This window comes from Aquiflexum sp. TKW24L (assembly GCF_023502205.1).
GTDB lineage: Bacteria > Bacteroidota > Bacteroidia > Cytophagales > Cyclobacteriaceae > Cognataquiflexum.
The window spans coordinates 298,948-324,126 of the sequence record NZ_JAMFLG010000002.1; the positions used below are offsets into that span (position 1 = coordinate 298,948).

Sequence of the window (25,179 nt, forward strand, 5' to 3'; positions counted from 1 at the left end):
TTATTATTTCGAGTAAAGTTCGACGATCAATTGTTCCTTGATATTCTCAGGAATATCATCTCTACTTGGGATCGATACAAACTTACCTGCTAAAGAGGCGTTATCCCACTCTAACCATGAATAACGATTGCTTCTACCAGCAAGACTAGTAGAAATTGCTTCAAGAGACTTAGAACGCTCTCTGACAGCAACAACATCACCGGGCTTTAAGGTGTAGGACGGAATGTTGACTAACTCGCCATTGACAAGAATATGTTTGTGAGAGACAAGTTGTCTAGCACCTCTTCTTGTTGGCGCGATACCTAATCTGAATACTGTATTGTCTAATCTAGATTCCAATAACTGGAGAAGGTTTTCACCTGTAATTCCCTGCTTTCTAGAAGCAATATTAAACATTTTAGCAAACTGTCTTTCCAATACACCATAGATGTACTTCGCCTTTTGCTTTTCAGCAAGTTGGATAGCATATTCAGACTGTTTTTTTCTTCTACCTCTTCCGTGCATTCCGGGAGGGTAATTTTTCTTTTGGAGAGCTTTGCTGTATCCTTCGATAGGCTCACCGAATCTTCTGGCGATCTTTGCCTTTGGACCTGTATATCTTGCCATTATATATCTTCTTTAAGAAATTATACTCTTCTACGTTTTGGAGGACGACATCCATTGTGCGGTAGTGGAGTCACATCCACGATGGTTGTTACGTCTAATCCTACATTTTGCAAAGTTCTGATCGCAGACTCACGTCCTGCACCTGGTCCTTTTACAAAAACCTCAATTTTTCTCAATCCAAGGTCATATGCTACCTGTCCGCAATTTTGAGCGGCCATTTGTGCAGCATAAGGAGTGTTCTTTTTGGAGCCTCTGAATCCCATTTTACCGGCAGAAGCCCAAGAGATCACTTGACCAGAATTATTGGTAATAGAGATGATGATGTTGTTAAAAGAAGCTTTGATGTGCACTTGGCCCACCGCCTCTACTTTAACAACTCTTTTTTTACCTTTAGCTTTATCGTTTCTTTTCTGAGCCATAATCTACTTCAAGATTTATTTAGTTGCTTTTTTCTTGTTAGCAACAGTCTTTCTCTTACCTTTTCTTGTTCTAGCATTATTCTTGGTTTTCTGACCACGAACAGGAAGACCCTTTCTATGCCTCAAACCTCTGTAACATCCAATATCCATCAATCTCTTAATGTTCAATTGAATTTCAGATTTCAATGCGCCTTCGGTTCTGATTTCCTCAGCTATGATTGTTCTGATAGCGGTTGATTCATCATCATCCCACTCACCTGCTTTCTTGTCAAAAGAAATTCCCGCTTTAGTCAGGATGGATCTCGCTGAACTTCTACCTATTCCGAAGATGTAGGTCAAGCCGATCTCACCACGCTTGTTGTCTGGTATGTCAACACCTGCAATTCTTGCCATAATGATTAACCTTGTCTTTGTTTAAACTTAGGATTTTTCTTGTTGATGACGTAAAGTTTTCCATTTCTTCTGACAACCTTACAATCAACACTTCTCTTTTTGATTGATGTCTTTACTTTCATGACATTTTATTTGTATCTGTAAACGATTCTACCTTTTGAAAGATCGTAGGGGGAAAGCTCCAATTTTACTTTATCACCCGGAAGGATCTTGATATAATTCATTCTCATTTTACCGGAAATATGGGCTATTAATTGATGTCCATTTTCCAATTCCACTTTAAACATTGCATTGGACAATGCTTCTACGATAGTTCCATCTTGTTCAATAGATGTCTGTTTTGCCATACTTAGAATTTGAAATTTTCTTCTATATATTGGTGTGTAGTCAAAATCTCGGTTCTATCCTCAAAGATTGCCACTGTATGTTCATAATGGGCTGATTGTTTCCTATCAGCTGTTCTTATTGTCCAGCCATCACTTTCTTGAACAATATTCCTTGTACCAAGATTGATCATGGGCTCGATGGCGATTACCATCCCGCTTTTAAGAAGAGGGCCACTTCCCTTTTTACCGTAATTGGGCACTTCAGGTGTCTCATGCAGGTTTCGGCCTAAACCGTGGCCGACCAATTCCCTTACAACAGTGTAACCTTTGGCTTCAACATATTTCTGAATGGTATATCCAATATCTCCAATCCTATTTCCAAATACAGCCTTCTCGATACCTAAGTAAAGAGATTCCTTTGTTGTTTTGAGCAAGGACAATACTTGTGGAGAAATATCACCGACAGGGTAAGTATAAGCGCTATCGCTATGAAAACCTTGGTGAAAGACTCCACAATCTACTGAGATTATATCGCCATCTTTCAAAACATAATTACTAGGAAATCCGTGCACCACTACTTCATTAACTGAAATACATAAGGCGGAAGGAAATCCGTTGTAACCTTTGAATGAGGGTACACCATCGTTATCTCTGATGTATTCTTCTGCTATTTTGTCAAGAAAAGAGGTCTTTACCCCTTCTTTAATATGTTTGGCCACTTCACCGTGAGCCTTTCCTAAAATCTGAGCACCATGTTTGATTATCTGAACTTCCTCGGAAGTTTTATAATGAATCATACCGCTGCTGCGTAGTTAGTAGGATTATTTTTCATGTTTCCACTCTTCATCATTCCTTCATAGTGCCTCATCAACAAATAACTTTCTATTTGTCTTAAAGTATCCATGATCACACCGACCATAATCAAGAGTGAAGTACCTCCATAAAATTGAGCAAACTCACCACCAACTCCCGCAATAATTGCAAAGGCAGGTAATATTGCAATCAAGGATAGTAAGATGGATCCCGGAAGCGTTATTCTTGATATGATATTATCAATGAAATCTGAAGTTGGGGCACCTGGTTTGATCCCGGGCACAAATCCTCCATTCCTTTTCAAATCTTCTGCAATTTGCTCAGGATTGACCGTAATCGCCGTGTAGAAGAAAGTGAATAGAATGATCATAGTTGCAAAAACTAGGTTATACTGCCAAGAAGTAAAGTCACTGAAAGTGCTTCCAATATAGTTGGCAATATCATTTTCTGAAGACCAAATCTGAGCAATAAGAGCAGGTAAGAACATCAGTGACTGTGCAAAGATAATAGGCATTACACCAGACGCATTCACCTTTATAGGTATATACTGCCTTTGTCCACCATAAACTTTACCACCCACAACTTGCTTTGCATATTGAACGGGGATCCTTCTCGTAGCTTCTGTCATGGCTACAACACCAAGCACCACAAAGAACAAAACTGCTGCTTCAATCAATAACAATAACATTCCTGAAGTACCTTTTGAAACAACTTCTGCGATAATTGCTCCAGGGAATCTTGAGATAATCCCAATCATAATCAGCATGGAAATACCATTCCCTATACCTTTCTCAGTAATCTTCTCTCCGAGCCACATACAGAACATTGTACCTGCAGTTAAGAGAACCAAAGAACTGAACATGAAGAGGGTAGTTCCCACCATTACAGCTCCTGTTGGGAGAATGGTTGCGGTAATATAACCAACCCCCTGAGCAATGGTAATCAAGATGGTAAGTACTCTAGTGAACTGGTTAATTCTCTTTCTACCTGATTCTCCTTCTTTCTGAAGTTTCTGAAAATACGGAACTCCAACAGTCAATAACTGTAGCACAATTGAAGCAGAGATATAGGGCATAATACCTAAACCAAAAATGGAAGCGTTACTGAAAGCGCCACCAAGGAATGTATCAATTAAGCCGAAAATACCTTCCGGAGCATCGCCAAGTTTAGAAGGATCTACACCTGGCAATACTATAAAAGAACCAAGTCTAAACACAACAAGAAAACCTATTGTATTTATTATCCGGATCCTTAGATCTTCAATAGAAAAGATATTCTTAACTGTTGAGAAAAACTTTTTCATTTATTTAAAGCTTGGTTACTGTTCCGCCTACTTTTTCAATAGCTTCTACAGCAGAAGCAGAGAATAGGTGAGCACTTACATTTAATTTGGCTGTAAGTTCGCCTCTACCTAACACTTTTACAACATCTTTTCTAGAAACCAATCCATGTTCTACCAAGGTATCAAATGAAATTATTTCTAAATTAAATTCAGTGGCCAAATTTTGGAGAACATCCAGGTTTAGTGGCTTGTTAGTTACAGTGTTTAGGCTTTTGAATCCAAACTTAGGAACTCGTCTTTGAAGTGGCATCTGACCACCTTCAAATCCTAGCTTTGATTTATATCCTGAACGGGATTTGGCACCTTTGTGACCTCTTGTAGAGGTTCCGCCTCTTCCTGATCCTGTTCCACGTCCGATTCTCTTGCAAGATTTTACCGAACCTTCTGCAGGTTTTAGTGTATGTAATTTCATAATTAAGCTTCCTCCACTTTTACAAGGTGACTAACTTTTCTAACCATACCAGCGATTGCAGGATTGCTTTCAATCTCTACACTCTTGTTGATTTTACCAAGTCCAAGGGCTACGATTGTAGCCTTTTGATCTTTTGGTCTTTTTATGGTACTTCTTATCTGAGTGATTCTGATTTTTCCCATTTTATTAACCGTTAAAGACTTTTGACATTTTAACTCCTCTTTGTTGAGAAACCGCGATAGCATCTCTCAACTGTACCAAGGCATCAATAGTAGCTTTTACCACGTTGTGTGGATTTGAAGAACCTTTCGATTTTGCCAATACGTCGGTTACTCCAGCACTTTCCAAAACAGCACGCATCGCACCACCTGCAATTACACCGGTACCGGCAGCAGCAGGTTTGATAAGGACAAAACCTCCACCGAACTTTCCTAACTGCTCATGAGGAATAGTACCCTTCAAAACAGGAACTCTCACAAGGTTCTTTTTTGCATCTTCAATGCCTTTAGTAATTGCATCAGTAACTTCGTTGGCTTTGCCAAGTCCGTAACCTACAACACCAGCACCATCACCTACTACAACTATAGCAGAGAATGAAAATCTCCTACCACCTTTTACTACTTTGGCAACTCGGTTGATAGCAACAACTTTCTCTTTTAATTCAGTATCTGTTGCCCTAATTGGTTTTCTTTTTACCTGAGACATAATATCTTTTAAAATTTAAGGCCACCTTCCCTTGCACCATCTGCAAGAGCTTTAACATTTCCATGATATAAGTATCCACCTCTATCGAAAACAACTTCGGAGACACCATTTGCTACAGCTCTTTCAGCTAATTTTTTACCCACTTCTTTGGAAACTGTAACGTTTGCGTTGTTAACAGAACCCAATTCTTTGGAAGAAGCATGTGCAAGCGTATGACCCTTAAGATCATCCACAAGCTGTGCGTAAATACCGGTATTACTTTTGAATACAGACAAACGAGGTCTTGAATCAGTACCAGAGATTTTTCTTCTTATACTTCTTTTGATTCTAAGTCTTCTTAAACTCTTATTAAAGGCCATATTAATTATTTTTTACCGGCAGTTTTACCAGCCTTACGTCTAACAATTTCTCCGACAAAGCGTACACCCTTACCTTTATAAGGCTCTACTTTACGCAATGATTTAATCTTGGCAGCAATTTGACCAACCAATTCTTTATCAATCCCTTCCAATGTAATAAGAGGGTTTTTACCTTTAGGAGTTTCGGTCTTTAAAGAGACGGACTCAGGAAGCGCAAAAAAGATGTTGTGTGAATAACCTAAGGAAAGTTCAAGAACTTGTCCTTGATTAGACGCCTTATAACCCACCCCAACAAGTTCCAGGTCTTTTTTGTATCCATCAGATACACCGATTACCATATTGTTAATTAGGGACCTGTATAGACCGTGAAGTGATTTATGTCTCTTAGATTCTGTAGGTCTTTCAAGGATAATTTCATTACCCTCAACCTTCACAGCAATGTCGGGATTCACATCCCTACTTAGAGTACCTTTGGGACCTTTAACAGTAACAGCATTGAATGCAGTTACGTCTACAGTAACACCCGCAGGTATATTTATTGGTTTTTTACCTATTCTAGACATGACGGTATATTAATAAACGTAGCAAAGTACTTCTCCTCCAACACCTTCAGTGCGTGCTTCTTTATCGGTCATTACACCTTTGGAAGTAGAGAGGATAGCAATTCCAAGGCCGTTGATAACTCTTGGAAGATCTTCATGTTTTACATATTTTCTTAGACCTGGCTTACTAACTCTACTCAGGTTTACGATGGCATTTTGCTTTGTCGATGGATTATATTTCAAAGCTATTTTGATGATGCCCTGAGGACCATTTTCATCAAATTTATAATTTTGAATATAACCTTTATCATGAAGCACCTTCGTGATCTCCTTCTTTATGTTAGAAGCAGGCATCTCAACGATTCTATGAGTTGCCTTGATGGCATTTCTCAATCTTGTCAGATAATCAGCTATTGGATCAGTCATAATTATATAAGTCTAACTGCACTTTCCCGCTAAGGGAGTGCAAAGTTACACAATGATTTTAAGAATAAAAATTCTTGTTAAAATTTTACCAGCTAGACTTAGTAATTCCCGGAATTTTACCTGCCGAAGCCATTTCTCTAAAGGTTACCCTGTTGATGCCAAACTTCCTCATATATCCCTTTGGACGACCTGTTAATTTGCACCTGTTGTGTAACCTGACAGGTGAAGAATTTTTCGGTAATTTATCCAATCCTGCAAAATCCCCCGCTGCTTTTAATGCAGCACGTTTTTTAGCATATTTAGCTACAAGACTTTCTCTCTTACGCTCGCGGGCTTTTAGTGACTCTCTTGCCATAATATTTCTTAATTATTTTTGTTAATAAAAGGCATTCCAAAAGCTTTTAACAAAGCATAGCTTTCTTCATCTGTCTTGGCCGAAGTCACAAAAGTGATATCCATGCCAGAAATTTTGTTCACCTTTTCGATGCTGATTTCAGGGAAAATGATTTGCTCGGTTACACCCAGGGTATAATTACCTCTTCCATCAAATCCTTTGTCATTGATTCCTTTGAAATCTCTTACTCTTGGAAGAGCAATTGTCATCAATCGATCAAGGAATTCATACATCTTATTGCCTCTCAAAGTAACTTTAGCCCCAATCGGCATTCCTTCTCTCAACTTAAAGTTAGAAACTGAAGTTTTTGCTTTGGTTGATACTGCTTTTTGACCGGCAATCAAGGAAAGTTCTTCAACACCTTGATCTACCAACTTCTTGTCAGCAACTGCCGCTCCGATCCCTTTGTTGATTACTATTTTTGTCAATTTAGGAACTTCCATCACTGAACTGTACTGAAATTTCTCCTTCATTGAAGGAACTATTTCAGCCATATATCTATCTTTTACTCTAGGATTAGCCATTGATTACCTCCCCAGTTTTCTTAGAATACCTAACTAATTTACCTTTGTCATTTTCTTTTCTTCCTGTCCTTGTAGCTTCTCCTGTTTTAGGATCTACAAGCATCAGATTACTTAGATCTAAGGAAGCCTCTCTTTTTTCAATTCCTCCTTGCGGATTCGATGCAGTTGGCTTAACGTGCTTAGTTACCATATTGATACCTTCTACTATCGCTCTTCTTTTGGTAGGATCGACAGAAAGTATTTTACCTGATTTGCCTTTATCATCACCTGCTAATACTTTTACAGCATCTCCGGTTTTGACATGCAATTTTGGTTGCTTGTTGAATTTTCTTTCCATGATTACAATACTTCTGGGGCTAAAGACACAATCTTCATAAATTGCTTCTCTCTCAACTCTCTGGCAACAGGACCGAAAATACGGGTTCCTCTTGGCTCATCATTGTTGTTCAAAAGCACAGCTGCATTATCTTCGAATCTGATATATGAACCGTCTTTTCTTCTGATTTCTTTCTTCGTTCTCACGATAACCGCTTTTGAAACGGTACCTTTTTTCATACTGCTGGAAGAAAGTGCAGACTTAACAGTTACGACAACTTTATCACCAATGGAGGCATACCTTTTTTTGGTACCTCCCAATACACGGATTACGAGCACCTCTTTGGCACCTGAATTATCCGCTACACCTAGTCTGGATTCTTGTTGTATCATGATTATTTAGCCTTTTCTATTATTTCAACCAATCTCCAACGTTTGTTCTTACTCAGCGGACGAGTTTCGCTTATTCTGACAGTATCGCCTTCATTAGCCTCATTTTTCTCGTCATGAACCATAAATTTTGTAGTCTTAGCAACAAACTTACCATAGATCGAATGTTTAACCTTTCTTTCTACAGCTACAGTTATGGACTTGTCCATTTTGTTGCTAACTACCTTACCTGTTCTTTCTTTACGAAGATTTCTCTCAGCAGTAGCCATCTTAATATTATTTAGCTAGTTGTTTTGCGGTCAAGGTTGTCTTTAATCTTGCGATCAATTTCCTTGACTCCTTAATTTTATTAGGATTTTCAATTGGAGAGATAGCATGGGCAAAGTTCAATTTAGATAAATTGACCTGCTCAGCGGCTATGCGTTCCAAGATTTCACTTTCGGAAAGTGATTTTATTTCTGCGTTTTTCATAGTTTCTATTATCCTACGTAATCTCTACGTACTACGAATCTTGTACTTACTGGAAGTTTCTGTTGTGCTAACCTCAAAGCTTCATTCGCTACTTCAAGAGTAACACCCGTTGCTTCGAAAAGGATAGTTCCAGGTTTAATGACGGCAACCCAATACTCAGGAGCACCTTTACCTTTACCCATACGAACCTCTGCAGGTTTTTTGGTGATCGGTTTGTCAGGAAAAATCCTGATCCAAACCTGACCTTCTCTTTTCATCGCTCTCGTCATAGCAATACGAGCTGCTTCTATCTGACGGGAAGTTATCCATCCTGGCTCGAGGGATTTGATACCAAAGTTGCCAAAAGAAAGTTCGTGACCCCTTTGAGCAAGTCCTTTGACTCTACCCTTATGCATTTTTCTAAATTTCGTTCTTTTCGGCTGTAACATGATTTCTCACTTATGGGTGAAAATTAGTTATTTCTCTTTCTTCTCTTTGGACCACCTTCTCTTCGCTTTCCTCTCGCTGCTGCAGAAGCATTGGTTTTTGGCTCGCTGGCTGCACCTACGTTTGGAGATAAATCTCTCTTCCCGTAAACTTCACCTTTGAATATCCACACCTTGATGCCGATGATTCCATAAACAGTATTAGCCTCAGAAACGGCATAGTCGATGTCGGCTCTTAATGTATGCAAAGGAATTCTACCTTCTTTGTACATTTCAGATCTAGCCATTTCGGCTCCGCCTAATCTACCTGAAAGTTTTACTTTGATCCCTTCTGCACCCACTCTCATTGTCGCAGCAATAGATTGCTTCATTGCTCTTCTGAATGAGATACGTGCCTGTAGTTGTTGTGCGATAGATTCACCGACCAATTTGGCATCCATTTCAGGACGTTTAATTTCAAAAATGTTAATTTGAACATCTTTGTTGGTCAATTTTTTCAATTCCTCTTTAAGCTTATCAACTTCGGCTCCACCTTTTCCTATTACTACTCCAGGACGGGCAGTGTGGATGGTTAGAGTGATTCTCTTCAAAGTTCTCTCAATGATAACTTTTGAGATTCCTCCTTTTGGAATCCTAGCGTTTACATATTTCCTGATCTGCTGATCTTCATACAGCTTTTCAGCGAAATCTTTTCCGCCATACCAGTTGGAATCCCAACCTTTGATTACACCAAGTCTAAAACCAATTGGGTTTACTTTTTGTCCCATAGTCTGATTTTAATTAGATTTTTCTGTTGTTTCAACTTGATCAGCGGTAACATCTGTACTGTAGGAATCTACAATAAGAGTTACATGATTCGATCTTTTACGAATTCTGTGAGCTCTTCCCTGCGGTGCAGGTCTAAGTCTTTTGAGCATGCGTCCTTCGTCTACGAAGATTGTCTTTAGAAACAAATCAGCTTCTTCAATCTTCTCATCCGGATTTTTCGCCTGCCAGTTGGCTACAGCAGAAAGTAGGAGTTTCTCGATTCTTGCAGCTCCACTGTTGGGAGTGAACTTCAAAATACTTAATGCCTGTCCTACTCTTTTTCCTCTTACAAGGTCGACTACCAATCGCATTTTGCGAGGAGAAGTAGGAACGTTGTTTAATCTTGCTATTGCTTCCATGATTATCTCTTTCCTTTATCTTTCTTGGCAATGTGACCCCTAAAGTTTCTAGTAGGTGCAAATTCTCCAAGCTTATGTCCTACCATGTTGTCTGTAACAAATACGGGTATAAACTTATTGCCATTATGCACAGCGAATGTATGGCCTACGAAATCCGGAGAAATCATTGATCTTCTTGACCATGTCTTGATGACAGATTTTTTTCCGGTCTCGTTCATTACATCCACTTTTTTCAATAAGTGGTGCTCTATATAAGGACCTTTTTTTAATGAACGTGCCATATCTATTTGGTTCTTTTACTGATAATGAATTTGTTAGAATACTTTTTAGGGCTTCTGGTTTTCTTGCCTTTGGCAAGTAAACCTTTCCTAGATCTGGGATGACCTCCGGAAGATCTACCTTCACCACCACCCATTGGGTGATCGACAGGGTTCATTGCGACACCCCTTGTTCTAGGTCTTCTTCCTAACCAACGGTTCCTACCAGCTTTACCAAGGACCACATTCATATGGTCAGCATTGGAAACAGTACCTACAGTGGCCATACAAGTTCCGAGAACGAGTCTCATTTCGCCTGAAGGCAATTTGATAGTCACATACTTACCATCTCTTGCTACTACCTGACCATAACCACCTGCACTACGTGCCATTGCTCCACCCTTTCCAGGCTTAAGCTCAATGTTATGGACAATGGTACCCAAGGGCACATTAACAAGATGCATCGCATTTCCGATCTCAGGAGCTACGCTTTCGCCTGAAATTATAGTCTGTCCGACTTTAATTCCATTTGGTGCGATGATATACGCTTTTTCACCATCGGCATATTGCAACAAAGCAATACGGGCTGTTCTGTTTGGATCATATTCTACAGAAACAATCTCAGCAAGAACACCAAATTTGTTTCTTTTGAAGTCAATAATTCTAAGTCTTTGCTTGTGTCCACCACCAATATATCTATTGGTCATCTTACCGGTGTTATTTCTACCACCTGACTTTGGTTTCGGAGCCAAAAGAGATTTCTCAGGCTTTGATGTAGTAATCTCATCAAATGCCGGCGCTACTCTGAATCTGGTCCCTGGTGTTACAGGTTTTAATTTTCTAACTGCCATGATTCTGATTCAATTAAATTTCTCCGTAAAAATCAATTATTTCACCTTCCGCAACCTTCACGATTGCTTTTTTATAAGGAGCGCTAAAGCCAGAAACAATTTTTGTTTTGGTATATCTAGTCTTAGGCTTGCCCGCATACCTCATGGTACGGACATCCACAACTTTCACTCCATACATTTTTTCTACGGCTCTTTTGATTTCAGGCTTGGTTGCGGTTTTTTCAACTGCAAATCCATAAACACCTTTTTCATTCATTGCTGAAATCTTCTCGGTAATCAAAGGTTTTTTAAGTGTTGCCATCTTCTTACTTTAATAAAAGGGTTTCTAACATACTTACTGAACCTTCGCACAATACCAAATTGTCAGCATTCAACAATTCATAAGTATTTACATTTTCTACAGCCATAACTTTGGCCTTCTGCAAGTTTCTGCTAGACAAATAAACGTTCTTGCTAACTTCTGGAAGAACCAATAGGGTTTTCTTATCAGACAATGAAAGTCCATTCAACATGGCTATATATGTCTTTGTTTTTGGAGCATCAAATGAGAAGTTTTCCAAAACCATTACACTATTTTCTTTCGCCTTATAAGTCAAAGCAGACTTTCTGGCTAATTGCTTCAGCTTTTTATTCAATTTGAATGAATAGTCTCTTGGAACTGGTCCAAAAACCCTACCCCCACCTCTGAATAATGGTGACTTGATAGATCCTGCTCTAGCTCCACCGGTGCCTTTTTGCTTTTTGATCTTCTTAGTAGACCCGGAAATTTCATTCCTATTTTTGGCTTTGTGAGTACCTTGTCTTTGGTTCGCCAAATATTGCTTTACATCCAGGTAGATCGCGTGATCATTGGGTTCGATCGCGAAAATGTCATCAGAAAGAGTAACTTTCCTACCTGTGTCTTCACCGTTATATTTTAATACTGCTAATTCCATTTTCTTACTTCTCTAGAATAACGAAAGAATTTTTTGGACCTGGGATAGAACCGCTTACTAGTAATAGATTCTTGTCAGGATAGATTCTCAAGACTCTCAAATTGATCACCTTCACTCTATCTCCTCCAGTTCTACCAGCCATTCTCATTCCTTTGAATACTCTGGATGGCCATGAACAAGCACCAATTGAACCAGGGTGTCTCGCTCTGTTATGCTGACCGTGGGTTGCACCACCGACACCGGCAAAACCATGACGCTTTACTACACCTTGGAAACCTTTACCTTTGGAAGTTCCAATAGCATCTACGAAGTCTCCTTCAATAAATACTTCGTCAGCTTTCACTGTCTTCCCTAGATCAACCTGACCTTCAAATTCGATTCTGAAGTCTCTGAATTCAACAACTTTCTGCTTTGGTGTGGTGCCTGCTTTTTTAAAGTGGCCCATCAGCGGTTTTGGCGTGTTTTTTTCTTTACGCTCACCGTATGCCAATTGAACAGCGTTGTACCCGTCTGTATCAACATTTTTTACTTGCGTCACTACGCAAGGACCAGCTTCTATTAGCGTGCATGCGACATTTCGTCCATCGGCACTGAAAATGCTAGTCATTCCTACTTTTTTACCTATTATTCCAGACATCTTCTGTTGTATAATAATCTTGAAACCCAAGCCTTTATGTGCTTAGGTGCTTTTTTAAGGACTGCAAAGTTAGGATTTTTCCCTCAGCTTACAAATCCCAACTTTAATATTTTCAATTATTTACGAAAATAAATTTGGTGGTAGGCCTAAATAACCTACAAACTCCCAAAGACACTTTCAATTTTAAAGGGGCAAAAGAAAAACCCGCACCGGATTGGTACAGGTTTTTCATCAATGTGTTGATTTTCCGTCAGACTTTGATTTCAACATCAACTCCACTAGGAAGTTCGATCTTCATCAATGCATCGACGGTTTTAGAACTGTTGCTGTAGATATCTACCAATCTTTTGTATGTACAAAGTTGGTATTGGTCTCTAGCCTTCTTGTTTACGTGAGGTGAACTCAACACAGTAAACTTTTCTTTCTTAGTAGGCAAAGGAATAGGCCCAACCACAATTGCACCGGTTGCTTTTACCGCCTTTACGATCTTCTCAGATGACTTATCCACCAGGCTATGATCGTAAGATTTCAATTTTATTCTGATTTTCTGATTCATTTTCTGTCAAAATTTAGGCTTTCTCACCTTTTACTTTTGCAATCACACCTTCTGCAATGTTATTTGGCACCGGCTCGTAGTGAGAGAATGTCAAAGATGCAGAAGCTCTACCTGAAGAATTTGTTCTCAAGTCGGTAACATATCCAAATAACTCAGACAAAGGAACATTGGCTTTGATGACAGTGGAAGTACCTTTGGTATCCATTCCTTTCATCATTCCTCTTCTTCTGTTCAAGTCACCAGTAATTGGACCTGTGTATTCATCCGGTGTCACCACCTCAACTCCCATGATAGGCTCAAGTAATTGAGGCCTACATTTCTTAGCCGCTTCTTTGAACCCAATTCTCGCAGCCAATTCAAAAGAAAGGGCATCAGAATCAACGTCGTGGAAAGAGCCATGAAACAACCTAACCTTCATAGATTCAATTGGATATCCGGCTAATGGACCATTCTTCATTGCTTCATTGAAACCTTTCTGAATGGCTGGAATAAATTCTCTTGGAATAACTCCACCGACGATACCATTTACGAAATCAAGTCCGGCCTTAATTTCATTGGTAACCGGATCAGGATCCTTAGGTCCAAGTTCAAATAAGATGTCGGCAAATTTACCTTTACCACCTGTCTGCTTCTTATAAACTTCTTTGTGTTCAACAGAACCAAAAAGAGCTTCTTTATAAGCAACCTGAGGCGCACCTTGATTGATCTCAACTTTAAATTCTCTCTTTAGTCGGTCAATGATGATTTCCAAATGGAGTTCGCCCATACCTCTAAGAATGGTCTGTCCAGTTTCCTGATCAGTATGAACCTGTAAAGTTGGATCTTCTTCAACCAATTTAGAGATTGCCATACCTAGTTTATCAACGTCTGCCTGAGTTTTTGGCTCAATAGCATATCCGATAACAGGCTCTGGGAAAACCATAGACTCAAGTACAACTTTGCGTTTTTCATCGCAAAGAGTATCTCCTGTCTTGATATCTTTGAAACCAACGACTGCACCAATATCACCGGCTACCAATCTCTCGATCTGGTTTTGCTTATTGGCGTGCATTTGGAATACTCTAGAAATACGCTCTTTATTACCTGATCGGCTATTAAAAATGTATGAACCAGATTCCAAAATACCTGAATACGCTCTTACAAAGCAAAGGCGACCAACAAATGGGTCAGTTGCAATTTTAAAAGCCAATCCTGTAAATGGTTCTTTTTCGTCAGGTCTGATGACAACTTCTTCTTCAGAATCAAGTCCTGTAGCAACGATATCATCTTTGTCCAAAGGAGAAGGAAGCAATTCCATCACAAGATCAAGCATAGTTTGCACGCCTTTGTTCTTGAATGAGGAACCACAAACCATTGGTACAATTTTCATGTCTATGGTTGCTCTTCTCAAAGCTGAAAGAATCTCAGATTCTGTGATGGAATCCGGATCATCAAAAAATTTCTCCATTAATGACTCATCGTAATCAGCCACTGCTTCGAGTAGGTGCTCTCTGTATTCAGCCACTTCTTCAAGCATGTCATCAGGAATAGGAACTTCTGTAAAAGTCATTCCTTTGTCATCCTCATTCCAAACTATCCCTCGGTTGTTGATTAGGTCGACTACTCCTTTGAAGTTCTCTTCTGCGCCGATAGGAAGCTGCAGTGGAACTGCATAGCTTCCCAACATTTCCTTAACCTGCTTACACACCTCAAGGAAATTTGCACCTGAGCGATCCATTTTGTTAACAAAACCGATACGGGCTACTTTGTAGTTATCGGCAAGTCTCCAGTTAGTTTCTGACTGAGGCTCAACACCATCAACAGCACTAAAAAGGAAAACAAGCCCATCCAAAACTCTCAAGGAACGATTTACCTCTACGGTAAAATCAACGTGGCCTGGAGTATCGATAATGTTAACTTGGTATTTATTATTTCTGTAATTCCAAAACACGGTGGTCGCAGCAGAAGTAATGGTGATACCTCTTTCCTGCTCTTGTGCCATCCAGTCCATTGTGGCCGCACCATCGTGAACCTCACCGATTTTGTGGCTGACACCTGAATAGTAGAGTATGCGTTCTGTAGTAGTTGTTTTACCGGCATCAATATGCGCGGCAATGCCAATGTTCCTAGTGTATTTTAAATCTCTTGCCATTACTGATTAAAATCTAAAATGTGAGAATGCCTTGTTTGCTTCAGCCATTCTGTGGGTATCATCCTTCTTCTTCACTGCAGCACCTTCGCCTTTTGAAGCAGAGATGATCTCACCTGCAAGCCTGTCCATCATTGTCTTCTCACCTCTTTTTCTAGCATAAGTGATCATCCACTTAATACCTAGGGACGTTTTTCTTTCAGGTCTAACTTCCATTGGAACCTGGAATGTAGCACCACCAACTCTACGACTCTTCACCTCTACGGCTGGAGTTATATTGTTAAGCGCTTTTTTCCAAACCTCAAGACCGTTCTCACCTACTTTTGATTCTACCTTCTCGACTGCGTCGTAGAAGATTTTGTAAGCAATACTCTTCTTACCATCTACCATCAGACAGTTGACGAACTTGGTTACCAAGGTATCGCCGAACTTCGGATCAGGAAGAATATATCTCTTCTTTGGTTTCGCTTTTCTCATTTCTTTAACTAGTTTTTATTATTTCTTTTTTGCTGGAGCACCTTTTGCTGGGGCGCCTTTAGCAGCTTGACCTGGCTTAGGTCTCTTAGCACCGTACTTAGAGCGACCTTGCTTACGGTCTTTTACTCCTGCAGTATCCAATGCACCTCTGATAATGTGGTAACGTACACCTGGAAGATCCTTCACACGACCACCTCTGATCAATACGATAGAGTGCTCTTGCAAATTGTGACCTTCACCTGGAATGTAGGCGTTTACCTCTTTACCATTCGTCAATCTTACCCTGGCCACTTTCCTCATCGCTGAGTTAGGCTTCTTAGGCGTGGTAGTGTACACTCTGGTACAAACACCTCTCCTTTGAGGACAAGAATCCAAAGCTCTCGATTTGGATGTGGTCTCAAGGGTGGTTCTACCTTTTCTTACTAACTGTTGTATAGTAGGCATTAACTGATAAAATTTATTTTTCTTCCTTTAACTTGTGAATTTTGGACTGCAAAGGTATGCAAATAGGTAAAACAAACAAAATTAAGCTGTTATATTTTTGTCATGCTTCTCCAAAGTTTCCCCCGAAGTTTAATGGAAAGCTTGGTCCTTCTGAACCTCCCTCTATTTTTCCAAAAGCCTGCTCGTATTTATTTATGTTATCCTTTAATGCTGCCAAAAGTCTTTTTGCGTGATCTGGCGTCATGATGATCCTCGATTTTACTTTTGCTTTGGGAACTCCGGGCATCAATCTGATAAAATCTATTACGAACTCTGAATTGGAATGGGCTATCATAGCAAGATTACTGTAAATACCCTCTGCAACTTCTTCTGAAAGCTCCACATTGATTTGTTGATCAATTATCGGTTTTTTAGCGTCTTCCATGGTAATGTTATTTTGATGAAAAAAGGCCTGTATGGAGATACAGGCCTTTTAAGTTTGAATTAATTATTTCTATCTAACTGTTTCTCTGGATTTGTTGAATGACCTTTCTTTCTCTGCAGAAAGTCTGTCATAATCCTCCTGAGATCCTACAATGATCTCAGCGAATCCTCTTTGTCCGGTACCTGCAGGGATCAAATGTCCTACAATTACGTTTTCTTTCAAGCCCAACAACTCATCACGCTTACCTCTGATGGCAGCTTCACTCAATACCTTGGTAGTCTCTTGGAAGGAAGCAGCCGAGATAAAGCTTTCAGTTCCCAAAGAAGCGGCAGTGATACCTTGCAAGGTTGGTTGAGAAACTGCTGTTTCAGCATCTCTCACCTGAACAAGTTTCAAATCCTTACGCTTCAAGCTTGAGTTTTCATCTCTCAGTCTTCTTGAGGTAATGATCATACCAGGCTTCAATGTAGAAGAATCACCTTGATCCATTACAACTTTTTTATCAAGAATAGTGTCATTTTCTTCTCTGAATGCCCACTTATCTACAATCTGGTTTTGAAGGAATCCCGTATCACCTGCATCAAGGATTTCAACTTTCTGCATCATCTGGCTTACAATAACCTCGATGTGTTTGTCATTGATTTTTACACCTTGAAGTCTGTAAACTTCCTGGATTTCATTTACCAAATATTCCTGTACTGCAGTTGGCCCTTTGATAGAAAGGATATCACTTGGGGTGATAGCTCCATCTGACAAAGCTTCACCTGCGCGGATAAAGTCGTTTTCCTGAACCAGAATATGCTTGGAAAGAGAAACCATATATCTTTTCTTCACGCCATCCTTAGATTCGATGAAGATCTCACGGTTACCTCTTTTGATACCACCATAGGTTACAACACCATCAATTTCAGAAACAACAGCAGGGTTGGAAGGATTTCTAGCTTCAAACAATTCTGTAACTCTTGGAAGACCACCGGTGATGTCTCTGGTTTTACCAACAGATCTCGGGATTTTTACCAAGATTTGACCTGACTTCACCACTTCACCGGCTTCAACAGCCAAGTGAGCACCAACAGGAATATTGTAAAACTTGCTTTCGTCTGAACCGTAGTTTACAACGACAGCAGGGTTTTTGGTTTTATCTTTCGTGTCAATGATAACTTTCTCTCTGTATCCAGTCTGATCATCAGCAACTTCCTTGAAAGTGATACCTTCAATAATAGAGTCAAATTCGATTTCACCGTCAAATTCAGAAAGAATTACGGCATTGTATGGATCCCACTTACAAAGCGCTTCACCTTTACCGATTTTTTGACCATCCTTCACATTCAAAGTAGCACCGTAAGGCACGTGATTTGAAACCAAGGTTTTTCCGGATTTAGCATCATTGATCTTGATCTCACCTGATCTACCCATAACCATTGAAACTGGTTCACCATCTTTGGTAGTAGTGTCGATCCATCTCAATTCCTCATCAAATTCTACAACACCTTCAAATTTGGCAGTGATGCTCGCTTCAACGGAAATATTAGATGCTGTACCACCTACGTGGAAAGTTCTCAAAGTCAACTGCGTACCCGGTTCTCCGATTGACTGTGCGGCAATTACACCGACAGATTCACCGTTTTGTACCATCCTGCCTGTTGCAAGGTTACGTCCGTAGCATTTCGCGCAGACACCTCTTCTTGTTTCACAAGTAAGTACTGACCTAATTTCGACTTCCTCTATAGTAGATTCGTCTACTTTTCTTGCAATCTCCTCAGTGATTTCAATTCCCGCAGGAACGACAAGTTCTTCAGTCACCGCATCATACACATCGTGTACAGAAACTCGACCTAAGATTCTTTCAGAAAGCGGTTCAACGATTTCGTCATTGTCCTTCAATGCCTGAACGACTAGTCCTCTCAATGTACCACAATCCTCTTCGGAGATGATCATGTCTTGAGCAACGTCCACGAGTCTTCTTGTCAAATAACCCGCATCTGCAGTTTTCAATGCAGTATCGGCAAGGCCTTTACGTGCACCGTGAGTAGAGATGAAGTATTCCAATACATCAAGTCCTTCTTTGAAGTTGGAAAGAATCGGGTTTTCGATGATTTCACCGACAGAACCTTGAAGGTTTTTCTGTGGCTTAGCCATCAATCCTCTCATACCGCCCAACTGACGAATCTGCTCTCTAGAACCTCGGGCTCCTGAGTGCATCATCATATAGATGGCATTGAATCCTTGCTTATCCTCTTCCATCTGTTTCATCAGAATATTGGTCAGGAAGGAATTCGTTCTTGTCCAAATATCGATTACTTGGTTATATCTCTCGTTGTCTGTGATCAAACCCATCAGGTAGTTGTTCCAAACCTGATCAACCTCGTCTTTTGCTTTAGCAATCAATGGATCTTTTTCAACAGGAATAATGACATCGTTCAATCCCATGGATAATCCGCCGGCATACGCCATTTGGAAACCAAGGTGTTTGATATCATCAAGAAATTGTGCTGTTCTTGAAACACCACAAATCTTAACAACTTCTGAAATGATTTGCTGTAGCTTTTTCTTGGTCAACAATTCATTGACAAAACCTACCGCCTCAGGAACAAATTGATTGAAAATCAATCTACCGGCTACAGTTTCAATGATTTTCTCAACTAATTCACCGCTATCTTCTCTTACCTGAACTTTACACTTAACAAAGGCATGCTGGGAAATAGTACCTTCATTCAATGCGATGATCACTTCTTCTTCTCCGTAGAAGGTCATTCCTTCTCCAAGAACAATTTCTTCAGGAGTAGATCTCTTTCCTTTGGTAACATAGTACAATCCAAGAACCATGTCTTGAGAAGGAACCGTGATAGGCGCTCCGTTGGCAGGGTTAAGGATGTTATGTGAAGAAAGCATCAAAGTGGAAGCTTCCAATATCGCCTCATGTCCAAGTGGTACGTGGACCGCCATCTGATCACCGTCAAAATCGGCGTTGAATGCAGTACACACCAATGGGTGAAGCTGGATTGCTTTTCCCTCGATCAATTTTGGTTGGAAAGCCTGGATACCTAACCTGTGCAAAGTTGGAGCACGGTTTAGCAATACAGGGTGTCCTTTCAATACGTTTTCAAGAATATCCCATACTACAGGATCCTTTCTGTCAACAATTTTCTTGGCAGATTTTACTGTCTTTACAATACCTCTTTCTATCAGTTTTCTGATGATGAATGGTTTGAAAAGCTCAGCGGCCATATTTTTTGGAAGACCGCACTCATGTAGCTTCAATTCAGGTCCAACGACGATAACCGACCGACCTGAATAATCAACCCTTTTACCGAGCAAGTTTTGACGGAAACGGCCTTGCTTACCTTTCAACATATCTGAAAGAGATTTCAAAGCACGGTTACCATCCGATCTTACGGCATTTACTTTTCTTGAATTGTCAAATAAGGAATCGACAGCTTCTTGAAGCATCCTTTTTTCATTTCTCAAAATGACTTCAGGAGCTTTGATATCGATCAATCTCTTAAGACGGTTGTTTCTGATGATGACCCTTCTATAAAGGTCATTCAAATCAGAGGTAGCAAACCTACCGCCATCCAAAGGAACCAATGGACGCAATTCTGGTGGAATAACAGGAACCATTCTTACCACCATCCACTCAGGACGGTTTTCGATTCGGGTCCTTGCTTCTCTAAAAGCTTCTACAACTTTCAATCTTTTCAAAGCTTCAGCTTTTCTTTGCTGAGAAGTATCTGTAGCTGCCTGATGTCTCAAGCTATATGACAAGTCATCCAAATCCAATCTGGACAAAAGCATTTCAATTGCTTCTGCACCCATTTTGGCAATAAATTTATTTGGATCGTCATCATCAAGCATCTGGTTCTCTTTTGGAAGCTTATCCATGATATCCAGGTACTCGTCTTCAGTCAAGAAGTCAAGATATTGCACTCCGTCTTCTGCTTTTAAACCAGCTTGAACGACCGCATATCTTTCATAATAGACAATTTGATCCAATTTTTTGGTTGGAAGACCCAATAGGTATCCGATTTTGTTGGGAAGGGATTTGAAGTACCAAATGTGAGCAACAGGCACCACCAATTCGATGTGTCCCATTCTCTCTCTTCTTACTTTCTTTTCAGTAACTTCAACACCACATCTGTCACAGATGATACCTTTATATCTTATGCGTTTATATTTTCCACAATGACATTCCCAGTCTTTTACAGGACCGAAAATCCTCTCGCAGAACAAACCACCCATTTCAGGCTTGTAAGTTCTGTAGTTGATTGTTTCGGGCTGCGTTACTTCACCATGTGAACTATCCAGAATGGATTCTGGAGAGGCCAAACTAATAGTGACTCTGGAAAAGTCGTTGTTTAGTTTTTTGTTTTTTCTGAACGCCATAATTGTCGAAGAGTATGTGAAGGGCCTTGCGGCCCATTGAAATTTTATTAATCAAGGGTAATCTCTAGTGCAAGACCTCTCAGCTCATGAACCAATACGTTGAAGGATTCAGGGATATTTGGCTTAGGAAGGTTTTCACCTTTTACTATCGCCTCGTACGCCTTGGCTCTACCAACCACGTCATCAGATTTCACAGTTAAAATTTCTTGCAACACATGGGATGCTCCAAATGCTTCCAATGCCCAAACTTCCATTTCTCCAAAACGCTGACCACCAAATTGGGCTTTACCACCCAAAGGCTGCTGCGTGATCAAAGAATATGGACCGATTGACCTTGCGTGCATCTTGTCATCCACCAAGTGGCCAAGCTTCAACATGTAAGTAATCCCTACTGTCACCGGCTGATCAAATCTTTTACCAGATAGACCATCATAAAGATAGGTCCTGCCATAAGAAGGTAATCCGGCCAAATCCAGCTCATGAGAAACTTCTTCCATTGTTGCGCCGTCAAAAATTGGGGTTGCGTATTTTTTCCCAAGTTTCATACCTGCCCAAGCAAGAACAGTTTCATAAATCTGCCCAATGTTCATCCTAGAAGGTACACCAAGTGGGTTAAGTACGATATCCATTGGAGAACCATCTTCCAAGAAAGGCATATCTTCCTCTCTTACGATTCTGGCTACAATACCTTTGTTACCGTGACGACCTGCCATTTTATCACCAACTTTCAGTTTACGCTTTTTGGCAACATAAACTTTTGCAAGCTGAACAATACCGGCAGGAAGTTCGTCACCCACTTCAAGGGTAAATTTATCTCTCTTGAATCTACCCGAGATTTCATTTCTTGAATTCACATAGTTCTTAACCAGTTTTTGGATCAACACATTGGTGTGTGCATCTTCTGTCCAATCATCCAAAATGATATCAGAAATAAGGTTTGCCTCTTCAGATACATTGTAGTTAGACTCATCTCTGTATGGATTTTTAGCAGGGAAAAGATTTTGCTCAATATTTTTCAAATTGATCTTAACTCCCTTGCTGATGATCTCATCACCGAACTTATGTCTGATTCCTTGAGAAGTTTTTCCGTCAAGGAGCGTAACCAACTTGTTAATCATTCTCGCACGGATTCCCAAAAGGTCTTTTGCATATTTCCCTTTCAGTTTTTCTACCTCTGCTTTTGATTTAGCTCTAAGATCTTTGTCTTTCTTAGGTCTTGAAAAGAGTTTGGTTTCGATTACAACCCCATTCAATGATGGAGAAGCTTTCAAAGAAGCATCTTTTACGTCGCCTGCTTTGTCTCCAAAGATCGCTCTCAATAATTTCTCTTCAGGAGTTGGATCAGTTTCGCCTTTTGGAGTGATTTTACCTATGATGATATCTCCTTCCTTCACTTCAGCACCAACTCTGATGATTCCATTTTCATCAAGGTTTTTCACAGCCTCTTCAGAAACGTTTGGAATTTCAGAAGTCAATTCTTCTTCACCCCTTTTGGTATCTCTTACTTCAAGTTGGAATTCTTCAATGTGAATTGAAGTAAATACATCCTCTCTTACTACTCTTTCGGAAATTACAATCGCATCTTCGAAGTTATAACCTTGCCAAGGCATGTAAGCGACCATCAGGTTTTTACCCAAAGCCAACTCACCGTTATTGGTTGAATAACCTTCGACAAGAACCTGACCTTTAAGTACCTTTTCTCCTTTTAATACCAAAGGAGTAAGGTTAATGGTAGTATCTTGGTTGGTTCTTCTGAATTTTACCAATTCATACGTCTTATACTCATCACTGAAATTGACCAAAAGATCATCTTCAGTAAGGTCATATTTGATCGTGATTTTGCTTGCATCGACGTATTCTACTACACCGTTTGCTTCTGCCAATACCAAAGATCTAGAATCTGTAGCTGCTTTTGCTTCCAAACCAGTCCCGACAATCGGAGCCTCAGGCTTCAATAATGGTACGGCTTGACGTTGCATGTTAGATCCCATCAAGGCACGGTTGGCATCATCATGCTCCAAGAAAGGAATCAAAGATGCTGCAACTGATACAATCTGATTAGGAGCAACATCCATATAACTGATTTCCTTTGGTTCTAAGACTGGGAAATCACCTTCAAATCTTGCTTTTACTTTTTCATTGATAAAGACTCCATTGGCATCCAATGGGGCATTCGCCTGCGCAATGTTGTTGTCATCCTCTTCTTCTGCAGTCAAGAAAACAATATCATTGGCATTCATGCTTACTTTACCTTCTTTCACTTTTCTATATGGGGTTTCGAGGAAACCCATAGAGTTCACTTTAGCGTGAACACAAAGAGAGGAAATCAATCCAATGTTTGGACCCTCTGGAGTTTCGATAGTACACAAACGACCGTAGTGCGTGTAGTGAACGTCACGTACTTCAAATCCTGCTCTTTCTCTAGAAAGACCGCCCGGACCCAATGCTGATAACCTTCTCTTGTGAGTTAGTTCCGCAAGTGGATTGGTCTGATCCATGAACTGAGAGAGTTGGTTGGTTCCAAAGAAAGAGTTGATCACAGAAGAAAGTGTACGCGCATTGATCAAATCAACAGGCTTGAAATCTTCATTGTCACGGACGTTCATTCTTTCTCTGATTGTTCTTGCCATACGGGCAAGTCCAACCCCAAACTGACTGTACAATTGCTCACCAACTGTACGTACTCTTCTATTGCTCAAGTGATCAATATCATCGACTACTGCTTTAGAATTGATCAAACCGATCAAGTACTTCACAATACTGATGATATCCTCAGTTGTCAAAACAATTTTTTCAGGATCAATCTGTAATCCTAATTTTTTGTTTATTCTGTATCTACCTACTTCACCAAGATCATATCTCTTGTCTGAGAAGAATAGTCCGTGAATAACCTCACGAGCAGTTGCCTCATCAGGAGCTTCAGTATTCCTCAATTGACGGTAGATCACTTCTACCGCTTCTTTTTCAGAATTTGAATTATCCTTTTGAAGTGTATTATAGATAATGGAGAAGTCAGCTACGTTTACATCCTCTCTGTGGAGAATGATAGACTTAGCTCCTGATTCCAAAATCATGGATATATCTTCATCTGTCAGAATGGAATCCCTTTCCAACAAAACTTCATTTCTATCAATTGAAACTACCTCACCAGTATCTTCATCCACAAAATCCTCTACCCAGGTACGAAGCACCCTAGCAGCCAATTTTCTTCCGGAAACTTTTTTGAGGTTATTTTTTGTAGCATCTATTTCTTCAGAAAGACCGAACAGGTCGAGGATCTCCTTATCAGAACCAAAACCAATAGCTCTCAACAAAGTCGTCACAGGAAATTTCTTCTTCCTGTCAATGTAAGCATACATAACATTGTTGATGTCTGTGGCAAATTCAATCCAGCTACCTTTGAAAGGAATAATTCTAGCTGAATATAATTTAGTACCGTTGGTATGTTTGCTCTGGGCAAAGAAAACTCCCGGCGATCTATGAAGCTGGGATACAATGACTCTTTCAGCTCCATTGATGACGAAAGATCCTTTTTCAGTCATGTAAGGAAGATTTCCTAAGAAAACTTCTTGTTCGATTGTTTCAAAATCCTCGTTGTCCTCATCATGACAAAGAAGTCGCAATTTTGCTTTTAAAGGAACGGAGTAGGTAAGTCCACGGTCAATACATTCCTCCACACTATATTTGGGAGGATCGACTGCGTAGTCAATAAATTCAAGGGTAAAATTTTCACGAGAATCCGAAATCGGAAAATTCTCAGAAAACACCTTGAACAGACCATCCTGTCTTCTTCTTTCAGCTGGAGTATCCAATTGGAAAAAGTCTTTGAAAGATTGTAATTGGATATCTAAGAAATCCGGATAGTCTTTGACTACCTTAATAGATGAGAAACTTTTCCTTACGGTTTGATTCTGGATAGCCAAGGCAGTATAAGTTTTAGTGATAATGATAACTAAATGCGACAATTTTCGCTTAGAATAGTGCAATTTATTACCTGTGCACAAACAGGAAAAGACCTGACTATGCAGTCAGGTCCTAATTCGTAACCTTTACCTAGAA

34 protein-coding genes are annotated in these 25,179 nt (G+C 40.0%); all 34 read right to left on the reverse strand.

Annotated features, from left to right (window positions below; all coding sequences use genetic code 11):
* Positions 1 to 3: 3 nt before the first annotated feature.
* A complete protein-coding gene (gene rpsD, locus M3O96_RS02690; protein ID WP_249718524.1) occupies positions 4 to 606 on the reverse strand; it encodes a 30S ribosomal protein S4 in 603 nt (200 codons plus the stop codon).
* Positions 607 to 626: 20 nt separating this feature from the next.
* Positions 627 to 1,025 (reverse strand): 30S ribosomal protein S11, encoded by a 399-nt coding sequence (gene rpsK, locus M3O96_RS02695; protein WP_084118500.1) that lies wholly within the window; start codon positions 1,023 to 1,025, stop codon positions 627 to 629.
* Positions 1,026 to 1,040: 15 nt separating this feature from the next.
* The gene (gene rpsM, locus M3O96_RS02700) at positions 1,041 to 1,418 is read right to left on the reverse strand and encodes a 30S ribosomal protein S13 (RefSeq protein WP_249718527.1); all 378 of its coding nucleotides are present in this window, start codon (positions 1,416 to 1,418) and stop codon (positions 1,041 to 1,043) included.
* A 5-nt stretch (positions 1,419 to 1,423) separates the two neighbouring features.
* Positions 1,424 to 1,540 carry a 50S ribosomal protein L36 gene (gene rpmJ / locus M3O96_RS02705; protein WP_081624975.1) on the reverse strand — a complete coding sequence of 39 codons (117 nt, stop codon included), beginning with the start codon at positions 1,538 to 1,540 and terminating at the stop codon, positions 1,424 to 1,426.
* Between the two features lie 6 nt (positions 1,541 to 1,546).
* The gene (gene infA, locus M3O96_RS02710; protein WP_009034195.1) at positions 1,547 to 1,765 is read right to left on the reverse strand and encodes a translation initiation factor IF-1; all 219 of its coding nucleotides are present in this window, start codon (positions 1,763 to 1,765) and stop codon (positions 1,547 to 1,549) included.
* A gap of 2 nt (positions 1,766 to 1,767) precedes the next feature.
* Complete coding sequence (gene map / locus M3O96_RS02715) at positions 1,768 to 2,541, reverse strand: type I methionyl aminopeptidase (protein WP_249718529.1); 774 nt, start codon at positions 2,539 to 2,541, stop codon at positions 1,768 to 1,770.
* Complete coding sequence (gene secY, locus M3O96_RS02720) at positions 2,538 to 3,860, reverse strand: preprotein translocase subunit SecY (RefSeq protein ID WP_249718532.1); 1,323 nt, start codon at positions 3,858 to 3,860, stop codon at positions 2,538 to 2,540. The genes map and secY overlap by 4 nt, the downstream gene beginning before the upstream one ends.
* A 4-nt stretch (positions 3,861 to 3,864) precedes the next feature.
* Positions 3,865 to 4,311 carry a 50S ribosomal protein L15 gene (rplO, locus tag M3O96_RS02725; protein ID WP_249718534.1) on the reverse strand — a complete coding sequence of 149 codons (447 nt, stop codon included), beginning with the start codon at positions 4,309 to 4,311 and terminating at the stop codon, positions 3,865 to 3,867.
* 2 nt (positions 4,312 to 4,313) lie between these two features.
* The gene (rpmD, locus tag M3O96_RS02730; RefSeq protein ID WP_249718536.1) at positions 4,314 to 4,493 is read right to left on the reverse strand and encodes a 50S ribosomal protein L30; all 180 of its coding nucleotides are present in this window, start codon (positions 4,491 to 4,493) and stop codon (positions 4,314 to 4,316) included.
* Between the two features lie 4 nt (positions 4,494 to 4,497).
* Positions 4,498 to 5,016, reverse strand: a complete 519-nt coding sequence (gene rpsE / locus M3O96_RS02735) for a 30S ribosomal protein S5 (RefSeq protein ID WP_113924118.1) — start codon at positions 5,014 to 5,016, stop codon at positions 4,498 to 4,500.
* 8 nt (positions 5,017 to 5,024) lie between these two features.
* On the reverse strand, positions 5,025 to 5,375 hold the full coding sequence (gene rplR / locus M3O96_RS02740; RefSeq protein WP_249718538.1) for a 50S ribosomal protein L18: 351 nt from the start codon (positions 5,373 to 5,375) through the stop codon (positions 5,025 to 5,027).
* A gap of 5 nt (positions 5,376 to 5,380) precedes the next feature.
* Positions 5,381 to 5,938 (reverse strand): 50S ribosomal protein L6, encoded by a 558-nt coding sequence (gene rplF / locus M3O96_RS02745; RefSeq protein WP_249718539.1) that lies wholly within the window; start codon positions 5,936 to 5,938, stop codon positions 5,381 to 5,383.
* Positions 5,939 to 5,947: 9 nt separating this feature from the next.
* Positions 5,948 to 6,343, reverse strand: a complete 396-nt coding sequence (gene rpsH / locus M3O96_RS02750; RefSeq protein WP_249718542.1) for a 30S ribosomal protein S8 — start codon at positions 6,341 to 6,343, stop codon at positions 5,948 to 5,950.
* Between the two features lie 85 nt (positions 6,344 to 6,428).
* Positions 6,429 to 6,698: a 30S ribosomal protein S14 gene (gene rpsN, locus M3O96_RS02755; RefSeq protein ID WP_249718544.1), complete on the reverse strand. Its 270-nt coding sequence runs from the start codon at positions 6,696 to 6,698 to the stop codon at positions 6,429 to 6,431.
* 8 nt (positions 6,699 to 6,706) lie between these two features.
* On the reverse strand, positions 6,707 to 7,261 hold the full coding sequence (gene rplE, locus M3O96_RS02760) for a 50S ribosomal protein L5 (protein WP_249718545.1): 555 nt from the start codon (positions 7,259 to 7,261) through the stop codon (positions 6,707 to 6,709).
* Positions 7,254 to 7,598, reverse strand: coding sequence for a 50S ribosomal protein L24 (gene rplX / locus M3O96_RS02765; RefSeq protein ID WP_249718547.1), 345 nt, complete (start codon positions 7,596 to 7,598; stop codon positions 7,254 to 7,256). Before rplX ends, rplE begins: the two co-directional genes overlap by 8 nt.
* A 2-nt stretch (positions 7,599 to 7,600) precedes the next feature.
* Positions 7,601 to 7,969, reverse strand: a complete 369-nt coding sequence (gene rplN / locus M3O96_RS02770; protein WP_219290795.1) for a 50S ribosomal protein L14 — start codon at positions 7,967 to 7,969, stop codon at positions 7,601 to 7,603.
* A 2-nt stretch (positions 7,970 to 7,971) separates the two neighbouring features.
* Complete coding sequence (gene rpsQ, locus M3O96_RS02775; protein ID WP_249718548.1) at positions 7,972 to 8,235, reverse strand: 30S ribosomal protein S17; 264 nt, start codon at positions 8,233 to 8,235, stop codon at positions 7,972 to 7,974.
* A 7-nt stretch (positions 8,236 to 8,242) separates the two neighbouring features.
* Positions 8,243 to 8,437 carry a 50S ribosomal protein L29 gene (gene rpmC / locus M3O96_RS02780; protein ID WP_249718550.1) on the reverse strand — a complete coding sequence of 65 codons (195 nt, stop codon included), beginning with the start codon at positions 8,435 to 8,437 and terminating at the stop codon, positions 8,243 to 8,245.
* Between the two features lie 8 nt (positions 8,438 to 8,445).
* The gene (gene rplP, locus M3O96_RS02785) at positions 8,446 to 8,865 is read right to left on the reverse strand and encodes a 50S ribosomal protein L16 (RefSeq protein WP_113924108.1); all 420 of its coding nucleotides are present in this window, start codon (positions 8,863 to 8,865) and stop codon (positions 8,446 to 8,448) included.
* 23 nt (positions 8,866 to 8,888) lie between these two features.
* Positions 8,889 to 9,629, reverse strand: coding sequence for a 30S ribosomal protein S3 (gene rpsC / locus M3O96_RS02790; protein WP_249718552.1), 741 nt, complete (start codon positions 9,627 to 9,629; stop codon positions 8,889 to 8,891).
* A 9-nt stretch (positions 9,630 to 9,638) separates the two neighbouring features.
* On the reverse strand, positions 9,639 to 10,028 hold the full coding sequence (gene rplV / locus M3O96_RS02795; protein ID WP_249718554.1) for a 50S ribosomal protein L22: 390 nt from the start codon (positions 10,026 to 10,028) through the stop codon (positions 9,639 to 9,641).
* A gap of 2 nt (positions 10,029 to 10,030) precedes the next feature.
* Positions 10,031 to 10,309, reverse strand: a complete 279-nt coding sequence (rpsS, locus tag M3O96_RS02800; protein WP_113924105.1) for a 30S ribosomal protein S19 — start codon at positions 10,307 to 10,309, stop codon at positions 10,031 to 10,033.
* A 2-nt stretch (positions 10,310 to 10,311) separates the two neighbouring features.
* Complete coding sequence (gene rplB / locus M3O96_RS02805) at positions 10,312 to 11,136, reverse strand: 50S ribosomal protein L2 (protein ID WP_249718556.1); 825 nt, start codon at positions 11,134 to 11,136, stop codon at positions 10,312 to 10,314.
* 13 nt (positions 11,137 to 11,149) lie between these two features.
* Entirely contained in the window at positions 11,150 to 11,437 is a 288-nt protein-coding gene (rplW, locus tag M3O96_RS02810) for a 50S ribosomal protein L23 (RefSeq protein WP_249718558.1), read from the reverse strand.
* A 4-nt stretch (positions 11,438 to 11,441) separates the two neighbouring features.
* Positions 11,442 to 12,071: a 50S ribosomal protein L4 gene (gene rplD, locus M3O96_RS02815; RefSeq protein WP_249718559.1), complete on the reverse strand. Its 630-nt coding sequence runs from the start codon at positions 12,069 to 12,071 to the stop codon at positions 11,442 to 11,444.
* 4 nt (positions 12,072 to 12,075) lie between these two features.
* Positions 12,076 to 12,708: a 50S ribosomal protein L3 gene (gene rplC, locus M3O96_RS02820; protein ID WP_249718561.1), complete on the reverse strand. Its 633-nt coding sequence runs from the start codon at positions 12,706 to 12,708 to the stop codon at positions 12,076 to 12,078.
* A gap of 250 nt (positions 12,709 to 12,958) precedes the next feature.
* Entirely contained in the window at positions 12,959 to 13,264 is a 306-nt protein-coding gene (gene rpsJ, locus M3O96_RS02825) for a 30S ribosomal protein S10 (protein ID WP_249718562.1), read from the reverse strand.
* A gap of 13 nt (positions 13,265 to 13,277) precedes the next feature.
* Complete coding sequence (gene fusA / locus M3O96_RS02830) at positions 13,278 to 15,395, reverse strand: elongation factor G (RefSeq protein WP_249718564.1); 2,118 nt, start codon at positions 15,393 to 15,395, stop codon at positions 13,278 to 13,280.
* A 6-nt stretch (positions 15,396 to 15,401) separates the two neighbouring features.
* Complete coding sequence (rpsG, locus tag M3O96_RS02835) at positions 15,402 to 15,869, reverse strand: 30S ribosomal protein S7 (RefSeq protein ID WP_113924100.1); 468 nt, start codon at positions 15,867 to 15,869, stop codon at positions 15,402 to 15,404.
* Between the two features lie 18 nt (positions 15,870 to 15,887).
* The gene (gene rpsL, locus M3O96_RS02840; protein WP_113924099.1) at positions 15,888 to 16,313 is read right to left on the reverse strand and encodes a 30S ribosomal protein S12; all 426 of its coding nucleotides are present in this window, start codon (positions 16,311 to 16,313) and stop codon (positions 15,888 to 15,890) included.
* Between the two features lie 100 nt (positions 16,314 to 16,413).
* The gene (locus M3O96_RS02845) at positions 16,414 to 16,737 is read right to left on the reverse strand and encodes a DUF3467 domain-containing protein (protein WP_249718566.1); all 324 of its coding nucleotides are present in this window, start codon (positions 16,735 to 16,737) and stop codon (positions 16,414 to 16,416) included.
* A 69-nt stretch (positions 16,738 to 16,806) separates the two neighbouring features.
* Positions 16,807 to 21,120: a DNA-directed RNA polymerase subunit beta' gene (gene rpoC, locus M3O96_RS02850; RefSeq protein WP_249718568.1), complete on the reverse strand. Its 4,314-nt coding sequence runs from the start codon at positions 21,118 to 21,120 to the stop codon at positions 16,807 to 16,809.
* A gap of 47 nt (positions 21,121 to 21,167) precedes the next feature.
* Positions 21,168 to 25,043 (reverse strand): DNA-directed RNA polymerase subunit beta, encoded by a 3,876-nt coding sequence (gene rpoB / locus M3O96_RS02855; RefSeq protein WP_249718570.1) that lies wholly within the window; start codon positions 25,041 to 25,043, stop codon positions 21,168 to 21,170.
* Between the last annotated feature and the right edge of the window lie 136 nt (positions 25,044 to 25,179).